Annotated in this window: 18 protein-coding genes and 1 tRNA gene; 3 read left to right on the top strand and 16 right to left on the bottom strand. The window is 62.9% G+C overall.

From position 1 onward, the window contains the following. Positions 1-3: 3 nt before the first annotated feature. Positions 4-624 carry a translesion DNA synthesis-associated protein ImuA gene (gene imuA, locus ACVOLR_RS01265; RefSeq protein WP_481534832.1) on the bottom strand — a complete coding sequence of 207 codons (621 nt, stop codon included), beginning with the start codon at positions 622-624 and terminating at the stop codon, positions 4-6. Beyond that, positions 624-1,232, bottom strand: coding sequence for a transcriptional repressor LexA (gene lexA / locus ACVOLR_RS01260; RefSeq protein ID WP_481534831.1), 609 nt, complete (start codon positions 1,230-1,232; stop codon positions 624-626). The genes imuA and lexA overlap by 1 nt, the downstream gene beginning before the upstream one ends. Before the next feature lie 159 nt (positions 1,233-1,391). Between lexA and ACVOLR_RS01255 the strand changes: the two genes are divergently transcribed. Continuing rightward, entirely contained in the window at positions 1,392-2,336 is a 945-nt protein-coding gene (locus ACVOLR_RS01255; protein WP_481534830.1) for a GGDEF domain-containing protein, read from the top strand. A gap of 340 nt (positions 2,337-2,676) precedes the next feature. On the opposite strand, the gene ACVOLR_RS01250 is transcribed toward ACVOLR_RS01255, so the two are convergent. From ACVOLR_RS01250 to serS, 11 genes are all read right to left on the bottom strand, one after another. Beyond that, positions 2,677-3,375 carry a YiaD family glycine zipper/OmpA-like lipoprotein gene (locus tag ACVOLR_RS01250; RefSeq protein ID WP_481514752.1) on the bottom strand — a complete coding sequence of 233 codons (699 nt, stop codon included), beginning with the start codon at positions 3,373-3,375 and terminating at the stop codon, positions 2,677-2,679. A gap of 137 nt (positions 3,376-3,512) precedes the next feature. Further along, positions 3,513-4,922 (bottom strand): cryptochrome/photolyase family protein, encoded by a 1,410-nt coding sequence (locus ACVOLR_RS01245; RefSeq protein ID WP_481534829.1) that lies wholly within the window; start codon positions 4,920-4,922, stop codon positions 3,513-3,515. A 14-nt stretch (positions 4,923-4,936) separates the two neighbouring features. Next, positions 4,937-6,367 (bottom strand): replicative DNA helicase, encoded by a 1,431-nt coding sequence (locus tag ACVOLR_RS01240; RefSeq protein WP_481511325.1) that lies wholly within the window; start codon positions 6,365-6,367, stop codon positions 4,937-4,939. A gap of 214 nt (positions 6,368-6,581) precedes the next feature. Continuing rightward, positions 6,582-7,139: an NADPH-dependent FMN reductase gene (locus tag ACVOLR_RS01235; RefSeq protein WP_481534828.1), complete on the bottom strand. Its 558-nt coding sequence runs from the start codon at positions 7,137-7,139 to the stop codon at positions 6,582-6,584. Positions 7,140-7,239: 100 nt separating this feature from the next. Then, positions 7,240-8,094, bottom strand: coding sequence for an EcsC family protein (locus tag ACVOLR_RS01230; protein ID WP_481534827.1), 855 nt, complete (start codon positions 8,092-8,094; stop codon positions 7,240-7,242). A gap of 5 nt (positions 8,095-8,099) precedes the next feature. After that, positions 8,100-8,675 carry an oligoribonuclease gene (gene orn, locus ACVOLR_RS01225; protein ID WP_481534826.1) on the bottom strand — a complete coding sequence of 192 codons (576 nt, stop codon included), beginning with the start codon at positions 8,673-8,675 and terminating at the stop codon, positions 8,100-8,102. A gap of 91 nt (positions 8,676-8,766) precedes the next feature. Next, positions 8,767-9,270, bottom strand: coding sequence for a tRNA adenosine(34) deaminase TadA (gene tadA, locus ACVOLR_RS01220; RefSeq protein ID WP_481534825.1), 504 nt, complete (start codon positions 9,268-9,270; stop codon positions 8,767-8,769). A 353-nt stretch (positions 9,271-9,623) separates the two neighbouring features. Further along, the gene (locus ACVOLR_RS01215) at positions 9,624-11,162 is read right to left on the bottom strand and encodes a sensor domain-containing diguanylate cyclase (protein ID WP_481534824.1); all 1,539 of its coding nucleotides are present in this window, start codon (positions 11,160-11,162) and stop codon (positions 9,624-9,626) included. A gap of 227 nt (positions 11,163-11,389) precedes the next feature. Further along, positions 11,390-11,479, bottom strand: a tRNA-Ser gene (locus tag ACVOLR_RS01210). Positions 11,480-11,546: 67 nt separating this feature from the next. Further along, a complete protein-coding gene (locus ACVOLR_RS01205) occupies positions 11,547-12,539 on the bottom strand; it encodes a LysR family transcriptional regulator (RefSeq protein ID WP_481514745.1) in 993 nt (330 codons plus the stop codon). A gap of 572 nt (positions 12,540-13,111) precedes the next feature. After that, a complete protein-coding gene (serS, locus tag ACVOLR_RS01200; RefSeq protein ID WP_481534823.1) occupies positions 13,112-14,389 on the bottom strand; it encodes a serine--tRNA ligase in 1,278 nt (425 codons plus the stop codon). 113 nt (positions 14,390-14,502) lie between these two features. Here serS and ACVOLR_RS01195 point away from each other — a divergent pair, with 113 nt between their 5' ends. Both ACVOLR_RS01195 and ACVOLR_RS01190 read left to right on the top strand, forming a co-directional pair. Further along, the gene (locus ACVOLR_RS01195; protein ID WP_481534822.1) at positions 14,503-15,153 is read left to right on the top strand and encodes an energy transducer TonB; all 651 of its coding nucleotides are present in this window, start codon (positions 14,503-14,505) and stop codon (positions 15,151-15,153) included. A gap of 102 nt (positions 15,154-15,255) precedes the next feature. After that, a complete protein-coding gene (locus ACVOLR_RS01190) occupies positions 15,256-15,753 on the top strand; it encodes an energy transducer TonB (RefSeq protein ID WP_481534821.1) in 498 nt (165 codons plus the stop codon). On the opposite strand, the gene aroA is transcribed toward ACVOLR_RS01190, so the two are convergent. From aroA to serC, 3 genes are all read right to left on the bottom strand, one after another. Then, on the bottom strand, positions 15,737-17,050 hold the full coding sequence (aroA, locus tag ACVOLR_RS01185; protein ID WP_481534820.1) for a 3-phosphoshikimate 1-carboxyvinyltransferase: 1,314 nt from the start codon (positions 17,048-17,050) through the stop codon (positions 15,737-15,739). The two genes, ACVOLR_RS01190 and aroA, sit on opposite strands and share 17 nt — an antisense overlap. Positions 17,051-17,227: 177 nt before the next feature. Further along, complete coding sequence (gene pheA / locus ACVOLR_RS01180) at positions 17,228-18,466, bottom strand: prephenate dehydratase (protein WP_481534819.1); 1,239 nt, start codon at positions 18,464-18,466, stop codon at positions 17,228-17,230. Positions 18,467-18,516: 50 nt separating this feature from the next. Continuing rightward, entirely contained in the window at positions 18,517-19,602 is a 1,086-nt protein-coding gene (gene serC / locus ACVOLR_RS01175) for a 3-phosphoserine/phosphohydroxythreonine transaminase (RefSeq protein ID WP_481534818.1), read from the bottom strand. Positions 19,603-19,625 lie beyond the last annotated feature (23 nt).

The following is a 19,625-nucleotide window of genomic DNA, read 5'->3' as shown; positions in this document are numbered from 1 at the left end:
GACTTACTGCCCCCGGGCAAAAGGTAATGGACGCGTTGGCACCATGCCGCCGCGGCATTTCAACACCCGCAACTGCGCCGGCTGCGCGTCGATGGCGACGCGCAAGGCGGCTGGCGAAGGATTCTTCGCCGCCTGCAACGGCCGGCTGGCGAAACCCAGCGTCTGCCCGGATTCGGCCGCCACCTGCAGCCGTCGCAAGGCCTTGTCTTCGGCCATCTGCGGCCAGCACAGCACGGCACCGCAACTGCCAGAACGCAGGCATTGTTCAGTGGCCCACAGCGCATCACGTTGATCCGTGGCCTGCACCACCTGCAACTGGCGCAGATCGACACCCGCTGCCTGCCAAGCCGGTGCATATGGAATATGCGGCGGCGCCACCAGCACCACGCGCTCACCGGCCTGGGTCAATCGTGCCAATGACGGCCATAGCAGACGCAGCTCACCCACGCCTTCAGCCGGCAACAGGATTTCGCTCAGCGCGGACTCCGGCCAACCACCGGTAGGCAAAACGTCATCCAGTTGCGCATAGCCCGTGGATTGGCGGCTGGCCGGCAACGGCGCAGGCCTACCACGCCAGACCCGGCGTTCGTGCAGCAGACTATCGAGGGCAACAACCGCACCCATCAGCCGCGCCGCACCAGGCCACAGAACACACCCTCGATGGCGAAGTCCTGATCGTGCTGCACTTCAATCGGCGCATAGGCCGGGTTGCGCGGCAGCAGCCGCAGCGTGGTGCCACTGCGCGACAGCCGCTTGATGGTCAGTTCACCGTCCAACCGCGCCACCACCGTCTGCCCGTTGCGCGCATCGCTGCTGCGCCTGACGCCGACTAGATCACCATCGAAAATACCGTCGTCAATCATCGAATCGCCCTGCACCCGCAGCAGGTAATCCGGACGCGCGGCAAACAGGCGTTCATCCAACGCGAGGGTATCGACCAGCTCGGCATCGGCGCCGATCGGCGTGCCCGCCGCGACCCGGCCAAGGATGGGCACCTGCAGCAACTCCGCACGCGGCGTCAGTCCCACCGGGCGAATCCCACGTGCCTGCCCGGCAGCCACCTCGATCAAGCCGGCCTCGCTCAAGGCCAGTACGTGTTTGCGCGCCGCACCGCGCGATGCCAGCCCACAGGCGGCGGCAATCTCGGCCAACGAGGGGGCCTGTCCGTGCCCATTCACCTGGTCACGGATATAGCGAAGGATGGCGGCACGGCGTGGGCTGAGGTCAGTCATGGAGTACATTTGTACTCCATCTGCACAAAGCTCGCCAGAGGCTGAGCGCCGCTATTCAGGTGAATACGAAAAACACAGCGCCGCTGCTATCTTTTGCGGCATATGGACCCTAAAACCTCCATAAAGTCGCATCCGTCCCTGCCCCAGGCATTGCGTAGCGTGCCGCTGCGCACCATTGCTCCGGTCACTACGCTGGCCTTGCTGTTCTTCTCGATCTGGCTGTGGTTTGACGGGCAACGCCTTGTTGCCGCAGCCAGCTGTCTGTTGTCAGCACTGGCCCTGCTGGCCAGCGTATGGATCCATCAGCGCAAGCCCCGCCTGGAGACAGGCGGCGTGTTGCTGTGCCTGAGCACGGTAGGCGGCAGCCTGCTCTCCGCCTGGCAGCTGGGTAGCGACGCCCTGCCGTGGACCTACCTGACCTTGATGTCCAATTTCTTCATCGTCCGCAACCAGATCGCCACCCCGCTCAATCTGTTGCTGGTTGCAGGCCTGCTGCTCATGCCAAACGTGCTGCTCGGTCACCCTGCACACCTGCAGGCACTGACCGTGATCGTGCTGGTATTCGGTTTTGGCTACCACTTCTCACGCCGCCTGCAAGGCGACCGCACTCGCCTGGAGATGCTGGCATCGCTGGATACACTGACCGGCGTCCCCAATCGGCGTGCTTTGGAAAAATCACTGCAAGCGCATATCGATGGCGTCCGCGATGAACGCTACCGGCAAGGCTTGGTGGTGATCGACATCGACAATTTCAAAGAGGTCAACGACCACTACGGTCATGGTGCCGGTGATACCGCCCTGTCCGACTTGGCGGCGATCCTGCGTTTTGAACTGCGTGAGAACGACCAGGTGTTTCGTTTTGGCGGCGAGGAGTTCGTGATTCTTGCTGATACCGGCAGCCATGAAGCGCTGGTCCGGTTTACCGAACGCCTGCGCAAAGCGGTCTATGAATCGCTGCGCGGACCAGGCGGCCGCATCACCATCTCGGTAGGTGCGGCGATGTATGCCGGTGAGCAGCGTTGGCAAGACTGGTTTGCGCGTGCTGATACCGCGCTGTATGAGGCCAAGGGCAAGGGGCGTAACAGCGTGGTGGTTGCGGAGTAGCTGTGGCTTCGACTCCCTCCCTTACGCCGCAGGCGTAGGGGAGGGTTGGGAAGGGGTAGCTTTTGCTTTTGCTTTTGCTTTTGCCCTTGCTTCCGCAGTGCATGCAGCGCTTTTCCCGCGAGCCAAGCCAGAGCCCCCTCATCCGGTGCTGCGCACCACCTTCTCCCGCAAGCGGGAGAAGGGAGCGAAAGCAACAGCTGCAACAGCAACCAAAACCAAAGCAGCAGCAACAGCCAAAACTACCCCTCCCCAGCCCTCCCCTGCGCCTGCGGCGCAATGGAGGGAGTAAAAAGGGCCGCTTGCGCGGCCCTTCGTTTACATCATCAAGCAACTGCTTCGATCAGGAACGCAGCGGGATCACGCGGATCTCGACGCGGCGGTTCTGCGCGCGGCCAGCATCAGTGCTGTTGTCAGCGATCGGATAGGCCTTGCCTGCACCAAGGGTTTCAATGCGCTCGCGCTGCACGCCCTGTGCGGTCAGGTATGCCGCCACTGCATCAGCACGCTCCTTGGAAATACGGTTGTTCACAGCATCGCTACCAATGCTGTCGGTGTGACCAACCACTTCGATCATGGTCTGGTTGTATTCGCTCAAAGTGCTGGCAACGCCATTGAGCGCACCGTAGAACTGCGGCTTCAGCGTGGTCTTGTTGAAATCGAAGGTAATGCCGTCTGGCAGGCTCAGGGTGATGTTGTCACCGTCGCGCTGCACGTCGATACCGGTGTTGGCAGTGCGCTCACGCAGTGCGCGTTCCTGACGGTCCTGGTAGTTGCCAACCGCAGCACCGCCGAGTGCGCCGATACCGGCACCCACCATTGCGCGCTGACGACGCTCGGTGGCGTTGCCGCCGCTGAGCAGGCCGGCAGCAACGCCGATGGCCGAGCCGATCAACGCGCCCTTGCCGGTCTTGTTCTGCTGCTGGGTCTGATTGCCGTACTGGTCCTGCTGCACATACGAGCCACCGGTAGCACAGGCCGAGAGGACGGCTGCCGCCACCAAGCCAATGGAAAGATTACGAACAACAGTAAGGGTGGTCATCTGAGTCTCCTGATAGGCCGGACTGGCCAGCGTGGATTTGCCGGGCAAGCATAAACATCGCGACGCACTACCTGCGTGATCCTCGACCTTCGTCACAGGTGTCCATTCATCTAACTGTCTTGCGCGTTAAGCCAGTGTCAGCGACAACGCTGGTAGGCGGCCAAGGCTGCATCGCGACCCTGCGCAAGGTCCACCAGAGGCTGGGTCGGGTAGCTGGGCGCGTGCTCGGCCAGCAGCTGCGGGAACTGCCAGGGTGCGAACCGCGCCTTCAACGGCAGCGCGGCCAGTTCAGGCACCCAGCGGCTGATGTAGCGCGCGTATGGGTCGAATTTCTGCGCCTGCGTCACCGGGTTGAACACGCGGAAATACGGCGCCGCATCCGCGCCGGTGCCGGCTATCCACTGCCAGCCCATGCTGTTGTTGGCCAGGTCGGCATCCACCAAAGTATCCCAGAACCAGCGTGCGCCTTCTTTCCAGTGCATGCGCATGTGCTTGCACAGAAAACTGCCCACCAGCATCCGCACCCGGTTGTGCATGTAGCCGGTCGCCCATAGCTCACGCATGCCGGCATCGACGATGGGGATACCGGTACGCCCCTGCTGCCAGGCTTCCAGCAGTGCGGGTTGCGCCGGTTCCCAGGCGAAACGCTCGAAGCGCGGATTGAGATTGACGTCGCTGGTCTGCGGGAAATGATGCAGCAGGTGGCAGGAGAACTCGCGCCAGCCCAGCTGGCGGATATAACCATCGATGTCCGCATCACGGCCGGCGCTGCGCATGCCTTCCAGCGTGTACGCGATCCGCCACGGAGCGATTTCACCGAAATGCAGGTGCGGCGACAGCAGTGAGGTGCCGGTGCGGTCTGGCAGGTCGCGCTGCTCGCGGTAGCCGTTGAGCGCGCCTTCTGCGAATACCTCCAGCGCTTCCTGCGCCCCGGCTTCGCCGGGCTGCCAGTGTTCCCAGAAGCCGGCATCCCAACCCAGACGCGGCTTCAGGCCAAGCGCCTGCAAGGGCAGACCAGACAGCTTCACCGGACTCAGCGTGCGCGGCGCTTCGGACAGTTCAGGCAGCCGCCAGCGGGTCAGCGCGTTGCGCCAGAATGGAGTGAATACCTTGTACGGGCCACCTTGCAGCGTGGCCAGTTCCCACGGTTCGAACAACAGATAGCCGTTATGGCTTTCGACCTGCAAACCCTGCTCGCGCAGGCCACGCTTGATCGCCGCATCGCGCGGTTGCGTAGCCGGTTCGTACTTGCGATTCCAGTAGACCGCTTCAGCGCCGCTTTCAGCAATCAGCGCCTGCAGCTGCGCCATGCTGTCGCCGCTACGCAACACCAAGGCCGAACCGATGGCGCGCAACTGTGCTTCAAGCTGCTGCAGCGAATGATGCAGCCATGCATCGGAGGCCGCGCCCGGCGCCCATGTGCCCTCCTCCTGCGGCGCATGGATGTAGACCGGCACGATATCGTGACCGGCCTCGATCGCGGCCTGCATCGCCGGGTTGTCACGCAGCCGCAGATCGCGGCGGAACCAGACAATGGCGGTGGACATGCAGCAGCTCCCGCTTATTCGAATGAACCGACCGAATCGTGGCTCAGGTTGTCAAAGCGGGTGTATTCGCCGAAGAACTTCAATTTGCACGAACCAGTGGGACCACCACGGTGCTTGCCGATGATGATCTCGGCCAAGCCCTTGTCCGGCGAATTTTCCTTGTTGTAGTAATCGTCGCGGTAGATGAAGACGATCATGTCCGCATCCTGCTCGATAGCGCCGGATTCGCGAAGATCGGCCATCACCGGACGCTTGTCGGTGCGGGTTTCCAAGGAGCGGTTGAGCTGTGACAGCGCAATCACCGGCACGTGCAGCTCCTTGGCCAGGCCCTTGAGCGAACGCGAGATTTCCGAAATTTCGGTGGCGCGGTTTTCACTGTTGCCCGGCACGCTCATCAGCTGCAGGTAGTCGATAACGATCAGGCCCAGATCGTGCTCGCGCTTGAGCCGGCGGCACTTGGAACGCAGGATTTCCGGCGACACGCCCGGGGTATCGTCGATGAAGATCTTGGTTTCCTTCAGCATGCGGATAGCACCGGTGACGCGGCTCCAGTCCTCGTCCTCGAGCTGACCGGTACGCAGGCGCTGTGCATTGATGCGGCCGTTGGAGGAAATCAGACGCATCGCCAACTGCGATGCGGACATTTCCATCGAGAACACCGCCACGCCCTTCTTCGACTTGATCGCCGCGTATTCGGCGATGTTCAAGGCGAAGGTGGTCTTGCCCATGGCCGGACGTGCGGCCAGGATGATCAGATCGGTCGGCTGCAGGCCGGCGGTCATCGCATCGAAATCGTTGTAACCGGTCGGCAGACCAGTGATGTTGCCGCCGTTCTCGAAGCGGTTGCGTAGTTCTTCGAAGGCGTCCTTCAGCGCGCCCGGCATGGCAACGAAGTCGGTACGCCCGCGCGCGCCCTGCTCGGCAATGGCGAACACGGACTTTTCCGCGGTCTGCAACAGCTCCGAGCTGTCACGCCCTTCCGGCTGGAAACCATCGTTGACGATGTCGGTGCCGACCTGGATCAACTGCCGCAGCACCGCCTTGTCGCGCACGATCTCGGCATAGGCACTGATGTTGGCCGCCGACGGCGTGGTGCTGGCCAGTTCGATCAGGTAGGCGCCATCGCCGACCATGTCCAGCTTGCCCTGCGACTCGAACCATTCACCCAGGGTCACCGCATCGAACGGACGATCGCGCTCGGACAGCTCGCGGATCGCGCGGTAGATCAGCTGGTGGTCGCGACGGTAGAAGTCCTTGTCGGTCAGCGCTTCGTTGACCCGGTCGTAGGCCTCGGGCGCCAGCATCAGACCGCCAAGCACGGCCTGTTCGGCTTCCACCGAATGAGGGGGCACGCGCAAGGCGTCGATGCGCTGATCGCTGCGATCGGAGCGGTCATTGCGGTCACCGCGGTCGCGGTCGGAACGGAAACCAGTACGGGCGGACATGAAAAGCGTTATTCCTGCAATAAGGCCTTGAGGCCATGTTAGGTGGGCATCGCCCACCGGGATACGTACAAGTCTGTGGATAACCTGTCTACAACCCAAGCCTGCGAGGACTGGGGATTGGGCTGGCATACAGAAACAAGCACCCGGCGCCGTTGCAGCGCCGGGTGCGGATTATCGCATGAGTGGCATCAGCGCCGCCCCGCCGCGTGGGACTTCAGGCGCGGTGCTGGCGCTCGATCCAGACCAGGAATTTGTCGACAAAACCCTGCAGGAACTGGCGTGTGCCCTCGTTGCTGATGCTGCCATCAGCCTCGATCAGGCCCTCCTTGAAGTGCAGGAAGGCCTCCGGCTGCGGCATCACCGCCAGGTCAACGAACACCAGCACATTGCGCAGGTGCTGCTGGGCCAGCGCACTGCCGATGGCACCGATGGAGGCCCCCACCACCGCTGCCGGTTTACCGGCAAAGGCGTTGTCGCCGTAAGGGCGTGAGGCCGTGTCGATGGCATTCTTCAGCACACCGGGAATAGAGCGGTTGTACTCGGGGGTGACGAACAGCACCGCATCGGCGGCGCGCACCTGGTTCTTCATGCGCGTGCCCTGCGCCGGGAACTGGCTATCGTGATCCTGGTTGTACAGCGGGATGTCACCGATCTGGATGTAGTCAAACTTGACCCGATCACCGGCCAGCTTTTCCAGCGCCAGCGCCAGCCGCCGATTGATCGACTCCTTGCGCAGACTGCCTACAAAAACCGCGACCTTGTACTGGCTCATGACCACCTCGCTCGGTAAGAAGGGCACAGGCTAGCCAGAATGGGCTTCGTAACAGGTGAAGGCAACGCCTTAGCGAACCTTCAGCACGGGATGCGCAGCATCAAAGGCGCAAACGACCAGTAAGCCCGCCATAGGCCAGCCTCACGGTGTCGAAACCGTACTTCGACTCCAGTCGTTTGATGATGAAATGCCCGCGCGCCATGTCCTGGTAGTAAGCAGTGAACATGGTATTCAAAGTGGCTCCCGCCACCGCGCCGATCACCGGCACCGCCTGCGCGACAAACTTCTCCGATACCACCACGCCAAAGCGCGCAGCGATCTTCTCCACGATCCTGGCCAGCCACTTGCCAGCTTCTTTCGGGCCGAGCCCGAGCAGCACACCGTGACTGCCGCTGACGGCGCTACCAGCCAGCTCCGCTGACAGATGCCGCATCACCTCGGTGGTGAAGCCACGCGCCAGGTAATAACCGGTTTCGCTGGCGTCGTCCTGACCAGAGTTGCCGCCCAGTGCAAACACCTCAAGGCAGGCCTGACGGGTCGCCATCTCATTCAGATCGAAACCTTCGCTGCGGGCGACATCGGCCACCGCGCGCATGATGATGGTGGTGGACAGCGGCAACTCGATTGCCAGCGCCGGCAGGCCACCTGCCCCACCCAGCGCGCCGGACGCAGCCGCCGCCAGCTTGTGCAGACGCGGGGATGCCGGTTTGCCGGGCTGCTTGTTGTCCATCGTCCACAGTGCCGTCTGCGCGGCCTTGTACAAGGCCGCCTCGGTCACGCCCTGGATGCGCGAGGACACCGCTGTCGGCAGCTTGCGCACCGCGAACTCCAATGGCCCGCCGATCAGGTTGGCCATCTTGGCGGTGAGCGTGGGCGATTCCAGCAAGCCCACCGCACGCTCCAGATCGGCCAGATCCTGCGCGTTGTCCTGCAGACGAGGAACCAGATCGCCCATGCTGTTCAGCCGGCTTCCGGCAAACCCGCCAGCACACCCATGAACTGCCGGTAGTGGCGCAGCTCGGCAATGGAATCGTGCACGTCACTCAGTGCGGTGTGGCTGGACGTCTTGGTAACCCCGGCGGCAACCGCAGGCGACCAGCGCTTGGACAATTCCTTGATCGTCGATACATCGAGGTTGCGGTAATGGAAGTACTTCTCCAGCCGTGGCATCTGCCGGTGCAGGAAGCGCCGATCCTGGCAGATCGAGTTGCCACACATCGGTGAGGCACCAGCCTTGATCCAGTCCTGCAGGAAGGCGATGGTTTTGGCTTCGGCCTGGCCCGCGGTGGTCGTGCTGTCCAGCACCCGCTGCCACAAGCCCGAACGCTGGTGCTGGTTGCGGTTCCACTCGTCCATTGCTTCCAGCGTGGCCAGCGAGTGATTGATGGCGAACTCAGGACCCTCGGCCAATACATTGAGTTGGCCGTCGGTAACGACGGTTGCGATCTCGATGATGGAATCGTTGTCCGTATCAAGACCGGTCATTTCCAGGTCAATCCAGATCAGCCGATCATTGCCCGCGCTGTTGTCCGCCATGTGCTACCTCGTGCTTGGGGCTGGCGATGACACACCGCACAGCCGGAATATCGAAGTGCACATGATACCCCCGCCCAAGGTAGGGGCCGCGTCAAAGGTCGTCGGGGGTCAACAACGGGCGGCCACGCTTGGCCCTGAAGTAATTGGTCAGGCGCAGGCTGGCTTCTTGTGCCAGCACCCCGCCCTGCACCTGCACACGGTGGTTATGGCGCGGATCGGTGAGCAGATCGAACACACTGCCGCAGGCACCGGTCTTGGGATCGGTGGCGGCAAACACCACCCTCGCGATGCGCGCATGCACCAGTGCCATCGCACACATCGCGCAGGGCTCCAGCGTCACGTACAAGGTGCTGCCGACCAGCCGATGATTACCCAGCGCCTTGCCAGCCTGGCGCATCGCCACGATCTCGGCATGCGCACTTGGATCATGATTGGCGATATTGAGGTTCCAGCCCTCGCCCAGCAGCGTGCCATCAGCACCGACCAGAACCGCGCCCACCGGAATCTCATCGAACTCGCGCTGCGCGCGGTCGGCCAGCGCCAGCGCTTGGCGCATCCAATGTTCGTCGGCTACCGCTGGATCAATCTGGGACATGCTGGGAATACAGGGATGGAAGCGGCGCAAGGGTAACGCAGATGGCTACCGGCTGCCGCCTGCTGGTCCGCCCCCAAGCCAGCTGAAGCCGTGATGCTTTTTACAACAGCCGAAAAGGTGGCGCGCGGGCAAGGCTTCTATCTGTGGGAGCGGCGTAAGCCGCGAAGCTGACCTCGCTCGACCCTTGCCGCTGATGAAATCTCATGACCCGCTTGCTTCGCGGTTTACACCGCTCCCACAAAAATCGAATGCCCGCAGCCCAGCATCAGATTCCACGCACCACAAATGCATGAAAGAACCACATTACGGCCAACGCACCGCCTCGCCGCGTCGTCTGAACAGGCAACCTGGCTCTAAGGGATCGCAGCGCTCTCACGCTGCTGCACCGAAACCCGGTTCCTGCCGCCGCGCTTGGACGCATACAGCATTTCATCCGCCGCTTTCAGCACGGCCTCGATCTCGAAACTGCTCTGCGGCCAATTGGCCACACCCAGCGAAATCGTGATCGCGCCAACCTTGGCAATCTTCATTTCCTCCACCGCCACGCGCAGACGCTCGGCTACCTGCGTCGCCGTCGCCGAGGTAGTGGAAGGCAGCAGAATCAGGAACTCCTCGCCACCGACGCGCAACGGCACGTCATAGGCGCGGCAGGCCTCACGCATGCGCTGGGAAAGCTGCTGCAGGACCACGTCGCCGACAGCGTGGCCGTAGCTGTCGTTGATCCTCTTGAAGTGATCGATATCGATCGAGATGACCGAGAACGTATTGCCCTGACTCTCGAAGTTCGCCAGTGCCTCATCCAAGCGGCGGCGGTTGCCCAGCTTGGTCAGCGGATCGGTGGTGGTGTCCTCGCGCAGCTTGCTGAAGCTCTTGTGGATCGCGTCAACACCAATCAGCAAGGCCTTCTTGAGCTCGCGCGACTCGAAGTACCAGGACTTCACCGAACGGATGTCCTTGGCCGAGGACGGATCTTCCATATTGCGCGCACCATCGGCCAACAAGCGCAGCGGACGCGAGATCAGCCGCGCGCTCCACAGAACCACGATCAAGGTCAGGATCGTCGCCGGCAGCGCTCTGTACAGCGTGCTCTGCATCAGCTGGGTCAACGGTGCGAGCGTGACCTCTTCGGGGCGTTGGGCGACTATGCCCCAGCCGGTCGAGGCTACCGGCGCGTAGCCAGCCAGCATTTTCACGCCTTGCGAATTGACCGCATGCCCTTTGCCCGCCTGCCCCGAGGCGACGCGGTCGACCACGACGTTCTTCTCGACAAAATCACCGATCCGGTCCGGATTGGGGTGATAGATGATGCGCTTCTGCTTGTCGACCACGAACAGGTAGGAACCGTCCACATAGAAATGCTGGCCGAGCAGACGGTCGAGAATGTTTTCCTTCTGCAGGTAGATCGCGCCACCGACCGCACCAAGATAACTGCCGGACGCGGACACGATCGGATGATTGATGAAGACGATGAAGTTACCTGTCGCCGACTGATACGGCGCACTGATCAACGGCTGCTTCTCGCGCAATGCGGTCTTCACCGCCTCGCTGTTGAGCACCCGCCCCTGCAGACCCATGGTCTCGGGCGAGGTCGCCAGCACCTTGCCGCTGGCGTCGAAGATGGTGATGGAGTTGAAGCTCTTGCTCATCATGCGCAGGCGCGCAGCTTCCTCCCCCAACTGGGAGACGTCGTCCATTTTCATGGCGAGCAGCTGCGCGGTGTAGGCAAGCTGCAGCTGGGACGCCTGCAGGAAGTCCTCGGTGCTCTTGGCCAGCTTGTTGGCGTAGGCGTAGTTGCCGTCCAGCGTGGTATCCACCAGCTGCTGACGCTGCACGGTGTAGCCCGCATAGAACGTATTGGCAAACGGCACCAGTGCTCCGATCAACGTGAGCACCAAAATAAGTTTTCGTAAATCCATGGATCCCAACGCGGACGCTTGAAGGTGTTGCCGCGACGAACCCATGCATGCCCGGGCGCGCAGCTCCCCCAAGCTGCATTCAGTTTACCAGCGTAACTGTCCTGATTGACCGATACCGGTGTCATTCCGCTGCGATCAACTACTCGGACATCTTGCCTTCGCGCACAAAAAAGCCGCTGGTGCCAGCGGCTTTTCTGAATATCTGGCGGGCAAAGTGGGATTCGAACCCACGGAAGGTTTAACCCTTCGCCGGTTTTCAAGACCGGTGCCTTAAACCGCTCGGCCATCTGCCCGTAACGTACTGCTACCCCGGATTACGCTCCGGGGCGCGCATTCTCGCATGCCTGCGGGCCTTTTTGTTCAACCAGCTTCGATTGCCAGCGAACCGGCCATCGATGCGCGGATCTTCTCCTTGGCCCGCTCGCAAGCGCCGCCACAGTGCAGGCGCGAGGCCTCCAGCTCGGTCGGCAGGTGCTCGGCCAGGAAGTCGATGAACACCCGCACCGCCGGCAACAGCCCGCGACGCGAGGCAAACACCGCGTGGCAGATGCCCTGCGGCAGTGACCAGTCCGGCAACACCACTTCCAGCTCGCCGTTGCGCACGGCTTCGGCGCAGACGGTTTCCGGCAGCATGGTGATGCCGAAGCCATCCTTGACCATGGCCTGCAGCAACGGGAAATCGAAACCGGCGACGCGCGGCTGCAGCTCAACCCGACGCACTTCACCGCCTGGACCGTGAAGTTCCCAGCGCTGACGCGCCTCGTCTTCGCTGATGCTCAAGGTGACGTGATTGCCTAGGTCTTCCGGCGAGGCCGGCCGACCGGCCCGATCCAGATACGCCGGACTGGCAACCAGCAACTCCTGCACCTGGCCGAAACTGCGCATCACCAAGCTGCCGTCGTCATCCAGGCGCGAGCGCACCCGCAGGGCCACGTCATAACCTTCATTGATGATGTCGACGCGGCGGTTGCTGATGTTCAGCTGCAGCCGAACTTTCGGGTACTGCTCGAGAAACTTGGGCAGCAGCTTGGGCAGCTGCATCTGCGCCAGCGACACCGGCACGCTGGCACGCACCAGCCCCCGTGGTTCGGCGCTTAGCCGATCCACCACTTCGCGCGCAGCCTGTGCTTCGGCCAGCATGGTCTGCGCATGCCGATGCACGCTGGTGCCAACGTCGGTGACCGCAAAGCGGCGCGTAGAGCGTTGCAGCAGGCGTACGCCGAGATCGGTCTCAAGCTGGCTGATGCGTCGGCTTAGACGTGATTTCGGGATACCCAGCGCCCGCTCGGCGGCAGCAAAGCCGCCATGGTCGACCACCATGGCGAAGTAATAGAGGTCGTTGAGGTCCTGCATGGATTGAGCCCATCATTGGAACGAACCGGTAAATTTAATCACCTTTGTCCTGTATTTACAAATCAGACCTCAAACAGTCCTGATTGAAGGTTCAGCGTTCCTATTGCCAAGCACTGCCGACGACTATTCATTTTTTATGGCTGCAGCGTCGAGGCACGGCGTGCTTTTGTAGGAGCGGCGCAAGCCGCGAAGCTGGCAAGCCCTGCAGCCAAGGATTTCCTCGCAATTTCAGTGTTCCCGGCTTCGCGGTTTACACCGCTCCCACAAGGCGGCGCAGCTTTGCGGCATTGGCGCGTGGGCACTTGAAGCGCTATCGGGCGGACCTCTGCCGAGCATGGCTCGGCACTACCAAATCCGGGGCCGCTTGCAAATCCGGGGCCGCTTGCGTTTGTGGGAGCGGCGTCAGCCGCGAAGCTCACAATCGTTGCGATTGCGGGCCGTAGTGCAAATCCAGCGAACCCGGCTTCGCGGTTTACACCGCTCCCACAAGGGTCAAAGACCCTGTGGGCACAGGCGTCGAAGCGTTATCGGGCAGGCCTCTGCCGAGCATGGCTCGGCACTACAGCCTGCGGTCAGGCGATGCTTTCGGCGCCGCCCATGTACGGGCGCAGTGCTTCCGGAATGGTGATCGAGCCGTCGGCGTTCTGGTAGTTCTCCATCACCGCGATCATCGCCCGGCCTACCGCCACGCCCGAGCCGTTGAGGGTGTGCACCAGCTCCGGCTTGCCGTTGGGGTTGCGCCAGCGGGCCTGCATGCGGCGCGCCTGGAAATCACCACAGTTCGAGCACGAGGAGATCTCGCGATAGGTCTGCTGCGACGGCAACCACACTTCCAGATCGTAGGTCTTGATCGCCGAGAAGCCCATGTCGCCGGTGCACAGCAGCACCTTGCGGTACGGCAGGCCCAGCTTCTGCAACACGGCTTCAGCGCAACCGGTCATGCGCTGGTGCTCGGCTTCGCTGTCTTCGGCGGCGCAGATGCTGACCAGCTCCACCTTCTCGAACTGATGCTGGCGGATCATGCCGCGCACATCGCGGCCGCCACTGCCGGCTTCGGAACGGAAGCACATCGAATGCGCGGTCATGCGCACCGGAAGACGCTCGGCGTCGATGATCTCGTCGCGGACGATATTGGTCAGCGGCACTTCCGAGGTCGGGATCAGGTAGCGCGTGGATTCACCCAACGCGGTCTTGAACAGGTCTTCCTCGAACTTGGGCAGCTGGCCGGTGCCGCGCAGCGAATCGGCATTGACCAGCACCGGCACATTGGTTTCTTCGTAGCCATGCTCGTTGCTGTGCAGGTTGAGCATGAACTGGCCCAGCGCACGGTGCAGGCGCGCGATCGAGCCGCGCAGCACGGTGAAGCGCGCGCCGGACAGCTTGGCTGCGGTTTCCGCGTCCAGGCCGTTGTTGCGTGCGCCCAGTTCGACGTGGTCGAGCACCGGGAAGTCGAATTCGCGCGGGGTGCCCCAGCGCAGCTGCTCGACATTCTCGCTCTCGTCCTTGCCAGCCGGCACATCAGCGGCAGGCAGGTTCGGGATACCCATCGACAAGGCTTCGATCTGCTCGCGCAGCACGTCCAGTTGGGCTTCCGAGCTCTTCAGCTCATCGGCGAACGCGGCCACTTCGGCCATGATCGCCGAAACATCCTCGCCCTTGGCCTTGGCATGGCCAATCGACTTGGAACGGCTGTTGCGCAGGCTCTGCAGCTCCTGGGTGCGCACCTGGATGCGCTTGCGATCAGCCTCCAGCGATTCGAAGGCGGCCACATCCAGCACGTAGCCGCGCGTACTGCGCAGGCGTTCGGCAAGTTCGGCGGGCTGCTGGCGAAGAAGGGCTGGATCAAGCATGGCTGGGCACTGTGTACGGGTGTGAGCTATAGATTATCGCGCGAACTGCGCCTGTCTGCCGCGTGATTCACCTTTCCTGTGCAAGAATCGGCCTGATCCACACGGTCAAGACCATGTCTGCCCCAAGCTCCCGCTCCGACCAGAATTTCACTTTTCACCTGCCCCGCAGCAGCTTGAAGATTGCCGGTATCGCTTTTGGCGTCGGCGTACTGCTGTTCCTGGTGGTCTGGCTCAATGCCCGCCGCCACAATGAGTTCTACCGTGCCGATCCGGCACAGCCGCAAGCCAACAGCGCCGTACTGGCGCCCTTGCCAGCGCCACTGCCCGCCGGTGCCGGGGCCAGCGACATGCCCGATGCGCGCCCGGAAGCCGTGGAAGAGACCCCGGAACTGGTGGAAACCGCGCCCGCCCCGCCACCGCAACCCATCGCCGAGGCTGCACCGGTCGATACCGCGCCCGCAGCACCCGCCCCCGCCGCGGCCCCCAGCGACCAGCCAGTACCTCTGCCAGGCCAGAGCCCTGCCCCGGAATACCCTGCTGCGGCGCTACGCCGTGGCGAAAGCGGCACGGTGATCGTGCACGTGGATGTCGACGCCAGTGGCGCGCCGCTGGACGTGCGCCTGGTTCAACGCAGCGGCTCCCGTGATCTGGATCGTGCCGCCCAGGAGGCGGTGCGCAACTGGCATTTCCAGCCAGCGCAAAGCAACGGCCAGCCGATGCAGGGCAGCCTGGAAATCCCTTTCGACTTCAAACCGAGCCCTTAAGCTGAACCCCGGCTCCCCAAGGGGGCCGGTTCATGCCAAAAGTCATTCGCCGTTTGGGAGTGCAGGACCAGACTTGCTGCGTAGAGGTTACGTAGAGCCAACATGTCGATGTCCAGCATCCCGCAGCACAACACAAGCCACCATCCAGTTTCGGCCCGCCCGCATGGCGTTGCTGCGGCTTGGCTGTGGGGCCTGTTGGCGCTGGCGGTTGTGAGCATTTTCAGCCTGTTGGGCTACCACACCCTGCAGACACCTGTGGCCACTGGCCCGGTGTCCATCACCACGGCCGATACCACCTCGGTGGTCAGCGTTGCCGGCAATCGTGACGCTGAGCCGCTGGCCAGCAATCCGACGCCCGACTACCCCGCCGCCGCGCTGAATGCCGGTGTCGAAGGCGATGTGATCGTGCGCCTGCAGGTAGATGCCAACGGCCGGGTCAGCCAAGCCGCGGTGATCGGGCACGAAGGCGGCACTGATCCAGCTCTGGATCAGGCCGCCATCGCAGCGCTACAGCAATGGCGCTTCCAGCCCGCGATGCGGGATGGACGCGCAATCAACAGCGTCGTACAGGTGCCAGTGGAATTCAGGACCGGACGCTGAGTCCGAAGCCGGCACCACTGGCCAGGCTGTCGAAGCCCGGGAACGAGGTCGCCACGTTGGCGACATCATTGATACGCACTTCACCGGTGCTGAGCTGGCCGGCAATGGCGAAAGCCATCGAGATGCGGTGATCGCCATGGCTTTCAATCGTGCCGCTGCCCAGCGGGCCGCCGAAAATGGTCGCACCATCGTCGGTTTCGTCAACGCGCAGGCCCAGATCACGCAGGCCGGTCGCCATTGCCGCAAGACGATCAGACTCCTTCACCCGCAGCTCGGCCGCGCCGCGTACGACGGTCTGCCCTTCAGCAGCGGCAGCAGCCACGAACAAGGCCGGGAACTCATCGATCATGTCCGGCACCAGCGCTTCCGGAATCTCTACACCCTTGAGCTGCGCATAGCGCACAACCAGGTCAGCGACCTGCTCGCCGCCGTGCTCGGCGTGGTTCTCTTCAATGATGTCCGCGCCCATCAAACGCAGCGCCGCCAGCAGGCCGGTGCGTCGCGGATTCAAACCCACTGAGCGCAAACGCACTTCCGAGCCCGGAATGATGCTGGCGGCAACGATGAAGAAGGCCGAAGACGAGAAATCCGCCGGTACCGAAATATCGGTCGCACGCAGGCGCTGACCGCCACGCAGACGCGCCTTGCCCGGCTCGAAATCAATCTCCACGCCAAATGCGCGCAGCATGCGCTCGGTGTAATCGCGGGTCGGATGCGGCTCGACGACCGAGGTTTCGCCCTGCGCATAGAGGCCAGCCAGCAGCACCGCCGACTTCACCTGCGCACTGGCCACCGGCAATTCGTAATCGATGCCCTGCAGCGACTGCCCGCCATGGATGTGCAGCGGGGGGGTGCCATCGTCCTGGGTGTCGATGCGCGCGCCCATCTGCGCCAGCGGCCCGGTCACGCGGCGCATCGGCCGCTTGGACAGCGACGCATCACCAATCAGCGTGGTGTCGAACGGCTGTGCAGCCAACAGGCCGGCCAGCAGGCGCATGCCGGTACCGGCGTTGCCGCAGTCCAGCTCGCCTTGCGGTGCCTTCAAGCCATCCACGCCTACGCCATGGACGATCCGTTGCGACGCAGAAGGGGTCTCAAAGCGAACGCCCATCTGTTCGAAGATGTGGGCGGTGGCGCGGGTGTCCTCACCTTCAAGAAACCCAGCGATATGCGATACGCCATCGGCCAGCGCGGCGAACATCACCGAACGGTGCGATACCGACTTGTCACCGGGAATGGCGAGCGTGCCCTGCAGGGCGGAACCTTTGCGTGCAATCCAGTAGGGCTGGGAACTCATGCGGTCTCTCTAGTATTCAGTGCGCCAGCGGCGCGTCAGCAAACCCTTCTCCCTCCGGGAGAAGGTGCCCGAAGGGCGGATGAGGGTGCGGGAGCACAGGGCTGCAGCGAATTGAAGAATGTCGGCAACCCGGCCCTCACCCCAACCCCTCTCCTGCAGGGAGAGGGGCTTTGGAACTCAGGGCACGGCGACCGGGTAGGAGCCGAGTACCTTGATCTGCGCCGAGTGCGCCTTCAGTTCGGCGAGCGCGGCCTGCATCGATTCGTCTTCGATATGGCCGGCCAGGTCGATGAAGAAGCCGTATTCCCACTTAGCCTGATGCGATGGCCGCGACTCGATCCGGTTCATGCTGATGCCGTGGCGGGCAAACGGGCTGAGTACGTCAAACAGCGCGCCCGGCTTGTCGTGGATGAAGACCAGCACCGAGGTGCGGTCATGGCCCGACGACGGGAACAGCTGGCGACCGATCACCAGGAAACGCGTGGTGTTGTCGGCGTCGTTCTGGATCGGCTTGGTCACCACCTTCTTCAGGCCATACACGTGCCCTGCACTCTCGCCACCGATGGCCGCTGCATCTTCCGCGTTGCGTGCACGGCGGGCGCCTTCGGCGTTGCTGGAGACCGGAATCTTCTCCGCCTTGGGCAGATTTGCGCGCAACCAGGCCGAGGTCTGCATGAACGACTGCGGATGCGCATAGATGCGCTCGATGTCCTCGATGCGGCCACTACGCGACATCAGGAACTGCTGTACCCGCAGCTCCACTTCGCCACAGATCTTGAGGTTGGAGGTCAGGAACATGTCCAGGGTGATCTGGATCGTGCCCTGCCCGGAATTCTCAACCGGTACCACGCCGAAATCGGCGTTGCCCGCTTCCACTTCCTGGAACACTTCTTCGATGCTCGCCATCGGCAGACCCATCGCCGAGCGGCCAAAGTGTTTGAGCACGGCCTGCTGGCTGAAGGTGCCCTCCGGGCCGAGGTAACCGATCTTCAACGGCTCCTGCTGGGCCAGACAGGCCGACATGATTTCGCGGTACACATGCACCAGCACTTCGTCACTGAGCGGGCCTTCGTTACGGTCCACCACCATGCGCAGTACCTGCGCTTCACGCTCCGGGCGGTAGTAGTCAACGGCTGCCGCGAGCTTGCCCTTGGCCTTGCCGACCTGATGGGCGAAGTTGGCCCGTTCGGCGATCAAGGCCTGGATGCTGCGGTCGATCTGGTCGATCTTGGCACGCACATCCGAGAGCACCGGTTTGGCGACAGTCAACGTTTCGGCAGCGGCCTTCTTGCTGACGGCGGCTTTCTTGACTGCAACCTTCTTGACCGGCGCCTTGTTGGCGGCAGGCTTGGCTGCAGTGGCCGGCTTGGTCTTGCTGGCGGTCTTGCTGGCGGTCTTGCTTGGCTTGGTCGCCATGGAATCGTCTACCTGTTACAGGCCGGCGCACTGCGCACGGCGGGAGTGGTTCAACCGTTACGCTGCTGGAAATCACGCATGAATGCCGCCAGCGCCTGCGCGCCTTCCAGCGGCATGGCGTTGTACAGCGAGGCACGAATGCCACCGACAGCCTTGTGGCCCTTCAGCGCCAGCAGGCCGGCAGCCTTGGACTCGCTGACAAAGCGGGCATTGAGCTCCTCACTGGGCAGGAAGAACGGAATGTTCATACGCGAACGCACGGCGGCAGCCACTTCGTTTCGATAGAAGCCACCGGAACCATCGATGGCGTCATAGACCGCCGACGACTTGGCAAGGCTGAGCTTGGCAAAGGCTTCCACGCCGCCTTGGGCCAGCATCCACTTGAACATCAGCCCGGCGAGATACCAGTTCCAGGTCGGCGGCGTGTTCAACATCGAATCGCGCGCGACATGCGAGCGGTAGTCGAAGATATCGGCACGCGGCTGGCCGGTACGCTCCAGCAGATCGCGACGGATGATGACCACGGCAATGCCTACCGGGCCCAGGTTCTTCTGTGCGCCGGCATAGATCACGCCATAGCGCGACACATCAATCGGCTCAGAGGCAATCGACGAGCTGAAATCGGCGATCAACGGCACTTCGCCCACATCCGGGACATCGCGGAACTCGATGCCGTGGATGGTTTCGTTGGCGGTGATATGCACGTACGCCGCGTCGTCCGACAGCTGCCATTGCGAGCGCGCCGGGATATCCCGGTAGCCACTGGCCTCACCGCTGGCGGCGATGTTCACGTTGACATAGGGCTGGGCCTGCTTGACCGCGGTGTTGCCCCAGTGGCCACTGACCACATAGTCCACGCGCTGGCCGGGGCTGGCGAAGTTCAGCGGCAGCAGTGCCTGCTGGGTGGTGGCACCACCACCAAGGAACAGCACCGCGTAGTCGTCGGGAATGCCGATCAGGCGACGCAGATCGGCCTCGGCCTCGGCGGCCACGGCCATGAAGTCGGCACTGCGATGACTGATCTCGACAATGGACGCGCCTACGCCATTCCATTCCAACATCTCCGCCTGCGCCTGACGCAGGACCGATTCCGGCAATGTCGCAGGGCCGGCACTGAAATTGAATGCGCGCGTCATGTCACACCTGTTGAGCAGAACCC

The organism is Stenotrophomonas sp. STEN030 (assembly GCF_056759995.1).
The sequence above is the reverse complement of the archived record's forward strand: the minus strand, read 5'-3'. Positions and strand labels throughout refer to the sequence as shown.

Coding starts and splice junctions, on each gene's coding strand:
- imuA (WP_481534832.1), bottom strand. CDS start 624: ATGGGTGCGGTTGTTGCCCTCGATAGTCTGCTGCACGAACGCCGGGTC.
- lexA (WP_481534831.1), bottom strand. CDS start 1,232: ATGACTGACCTCAGCCCACGCCGTGCCGCCATCCTTCGCTATATCCGT.
- ACVOLR_RS01250 (WP_481514752.1), bottom strand. CDS start 3,375: ATGACCACCCTTACTGTTGTTCGTAATCTTTCCATTGGCTTGGTGGCG.
- ACVOLR_RS01245 (WP_481534829.1), bottom strand. CDS start 4,922: ATGTCCACCGCCATTGTCTGGTTCCGCCGCGATCTGCGGCTGCGTGAC.
- ACVOLR_RS01240 (WP_481511325.1), bottom strand. CDS start 6,367: ATGTCCGCCCGTACTGGTTTCCGTTCCGACCGCGACCGCGGTGACCGC.
- ACVOLR_RS01235 (WP_481534828.1), bottom strand. CDS start 7,139: ATGAGCCAGTACAAGGTCGCGGTTTTTGTAGGCAGTCTGCGCAAGGAG.
- ACVOLR_RS01230 (WP_481534827.1), bottom strand. CDS start 8,094: ATGGGCGATCTGGTTCCTCGTCTGCAGGACAACGCGCAGGATCTGGCC.
- orn (WP_481534826.1), bottom strand. CDS start 8,675: ATGGCGGACAACAGCGCGGGCAATGATCGGCTGATCTGGATTGACCTG.
- tadA (WP_481534825.1), bottom strand. CDS start 9,270: ATGTCCCAGATTGATCCAGCGGTAGCCGACGAACATTGGATGCGCCAA.
- ACVOLR_RS01205 (WP_481514745.1), bottom strand. CDS start 12,539: ATGCAGGACCTCAACGACCTCTATTACTTCGCCATGGTGGTCGACCAT.
- serS (WP_481534823.1), bottom strand. CDS start 14,389: ATGCTTGATCCAGCCCTTCTTCGCCAGCAGCCCGCCGAACTTGCCGAA.
- ACVOLR_RS01195 (WP_481534822.1), top strand. CDS start 14,503: ATGTCTGCCCCAAGCTCCCGCTCCGACCAGAATTTCACTTTTCACCTG.
- ACVOLR_RS01190 (WP_481534821.1), top strand. CDS start 15,256: ATGTCGATGTCCAGCATCCCGCAGCACAACACAAGCCACCATCCAGTT.
- aroA (WP_481534820.1), bottom strand. CDS start 17,050: ATGAGTTCCCAGCCCTACTGGATTGCACGCAAAGGTTCCGCCCTGCAG.
- pheA (WP_481534819.1), bottom strand. CDS start 18,466: ATGGCGACCAAGCCAAGCAAGACCGCCAGCAAGACCGCCAGCAAGACC.
- serC (WP_481534818.1), bottom strand. CDS start 19,602: ATGACGCGCGCATTCAATTTCAGTGCCGGCCCTGCGACATTGCCGGAA.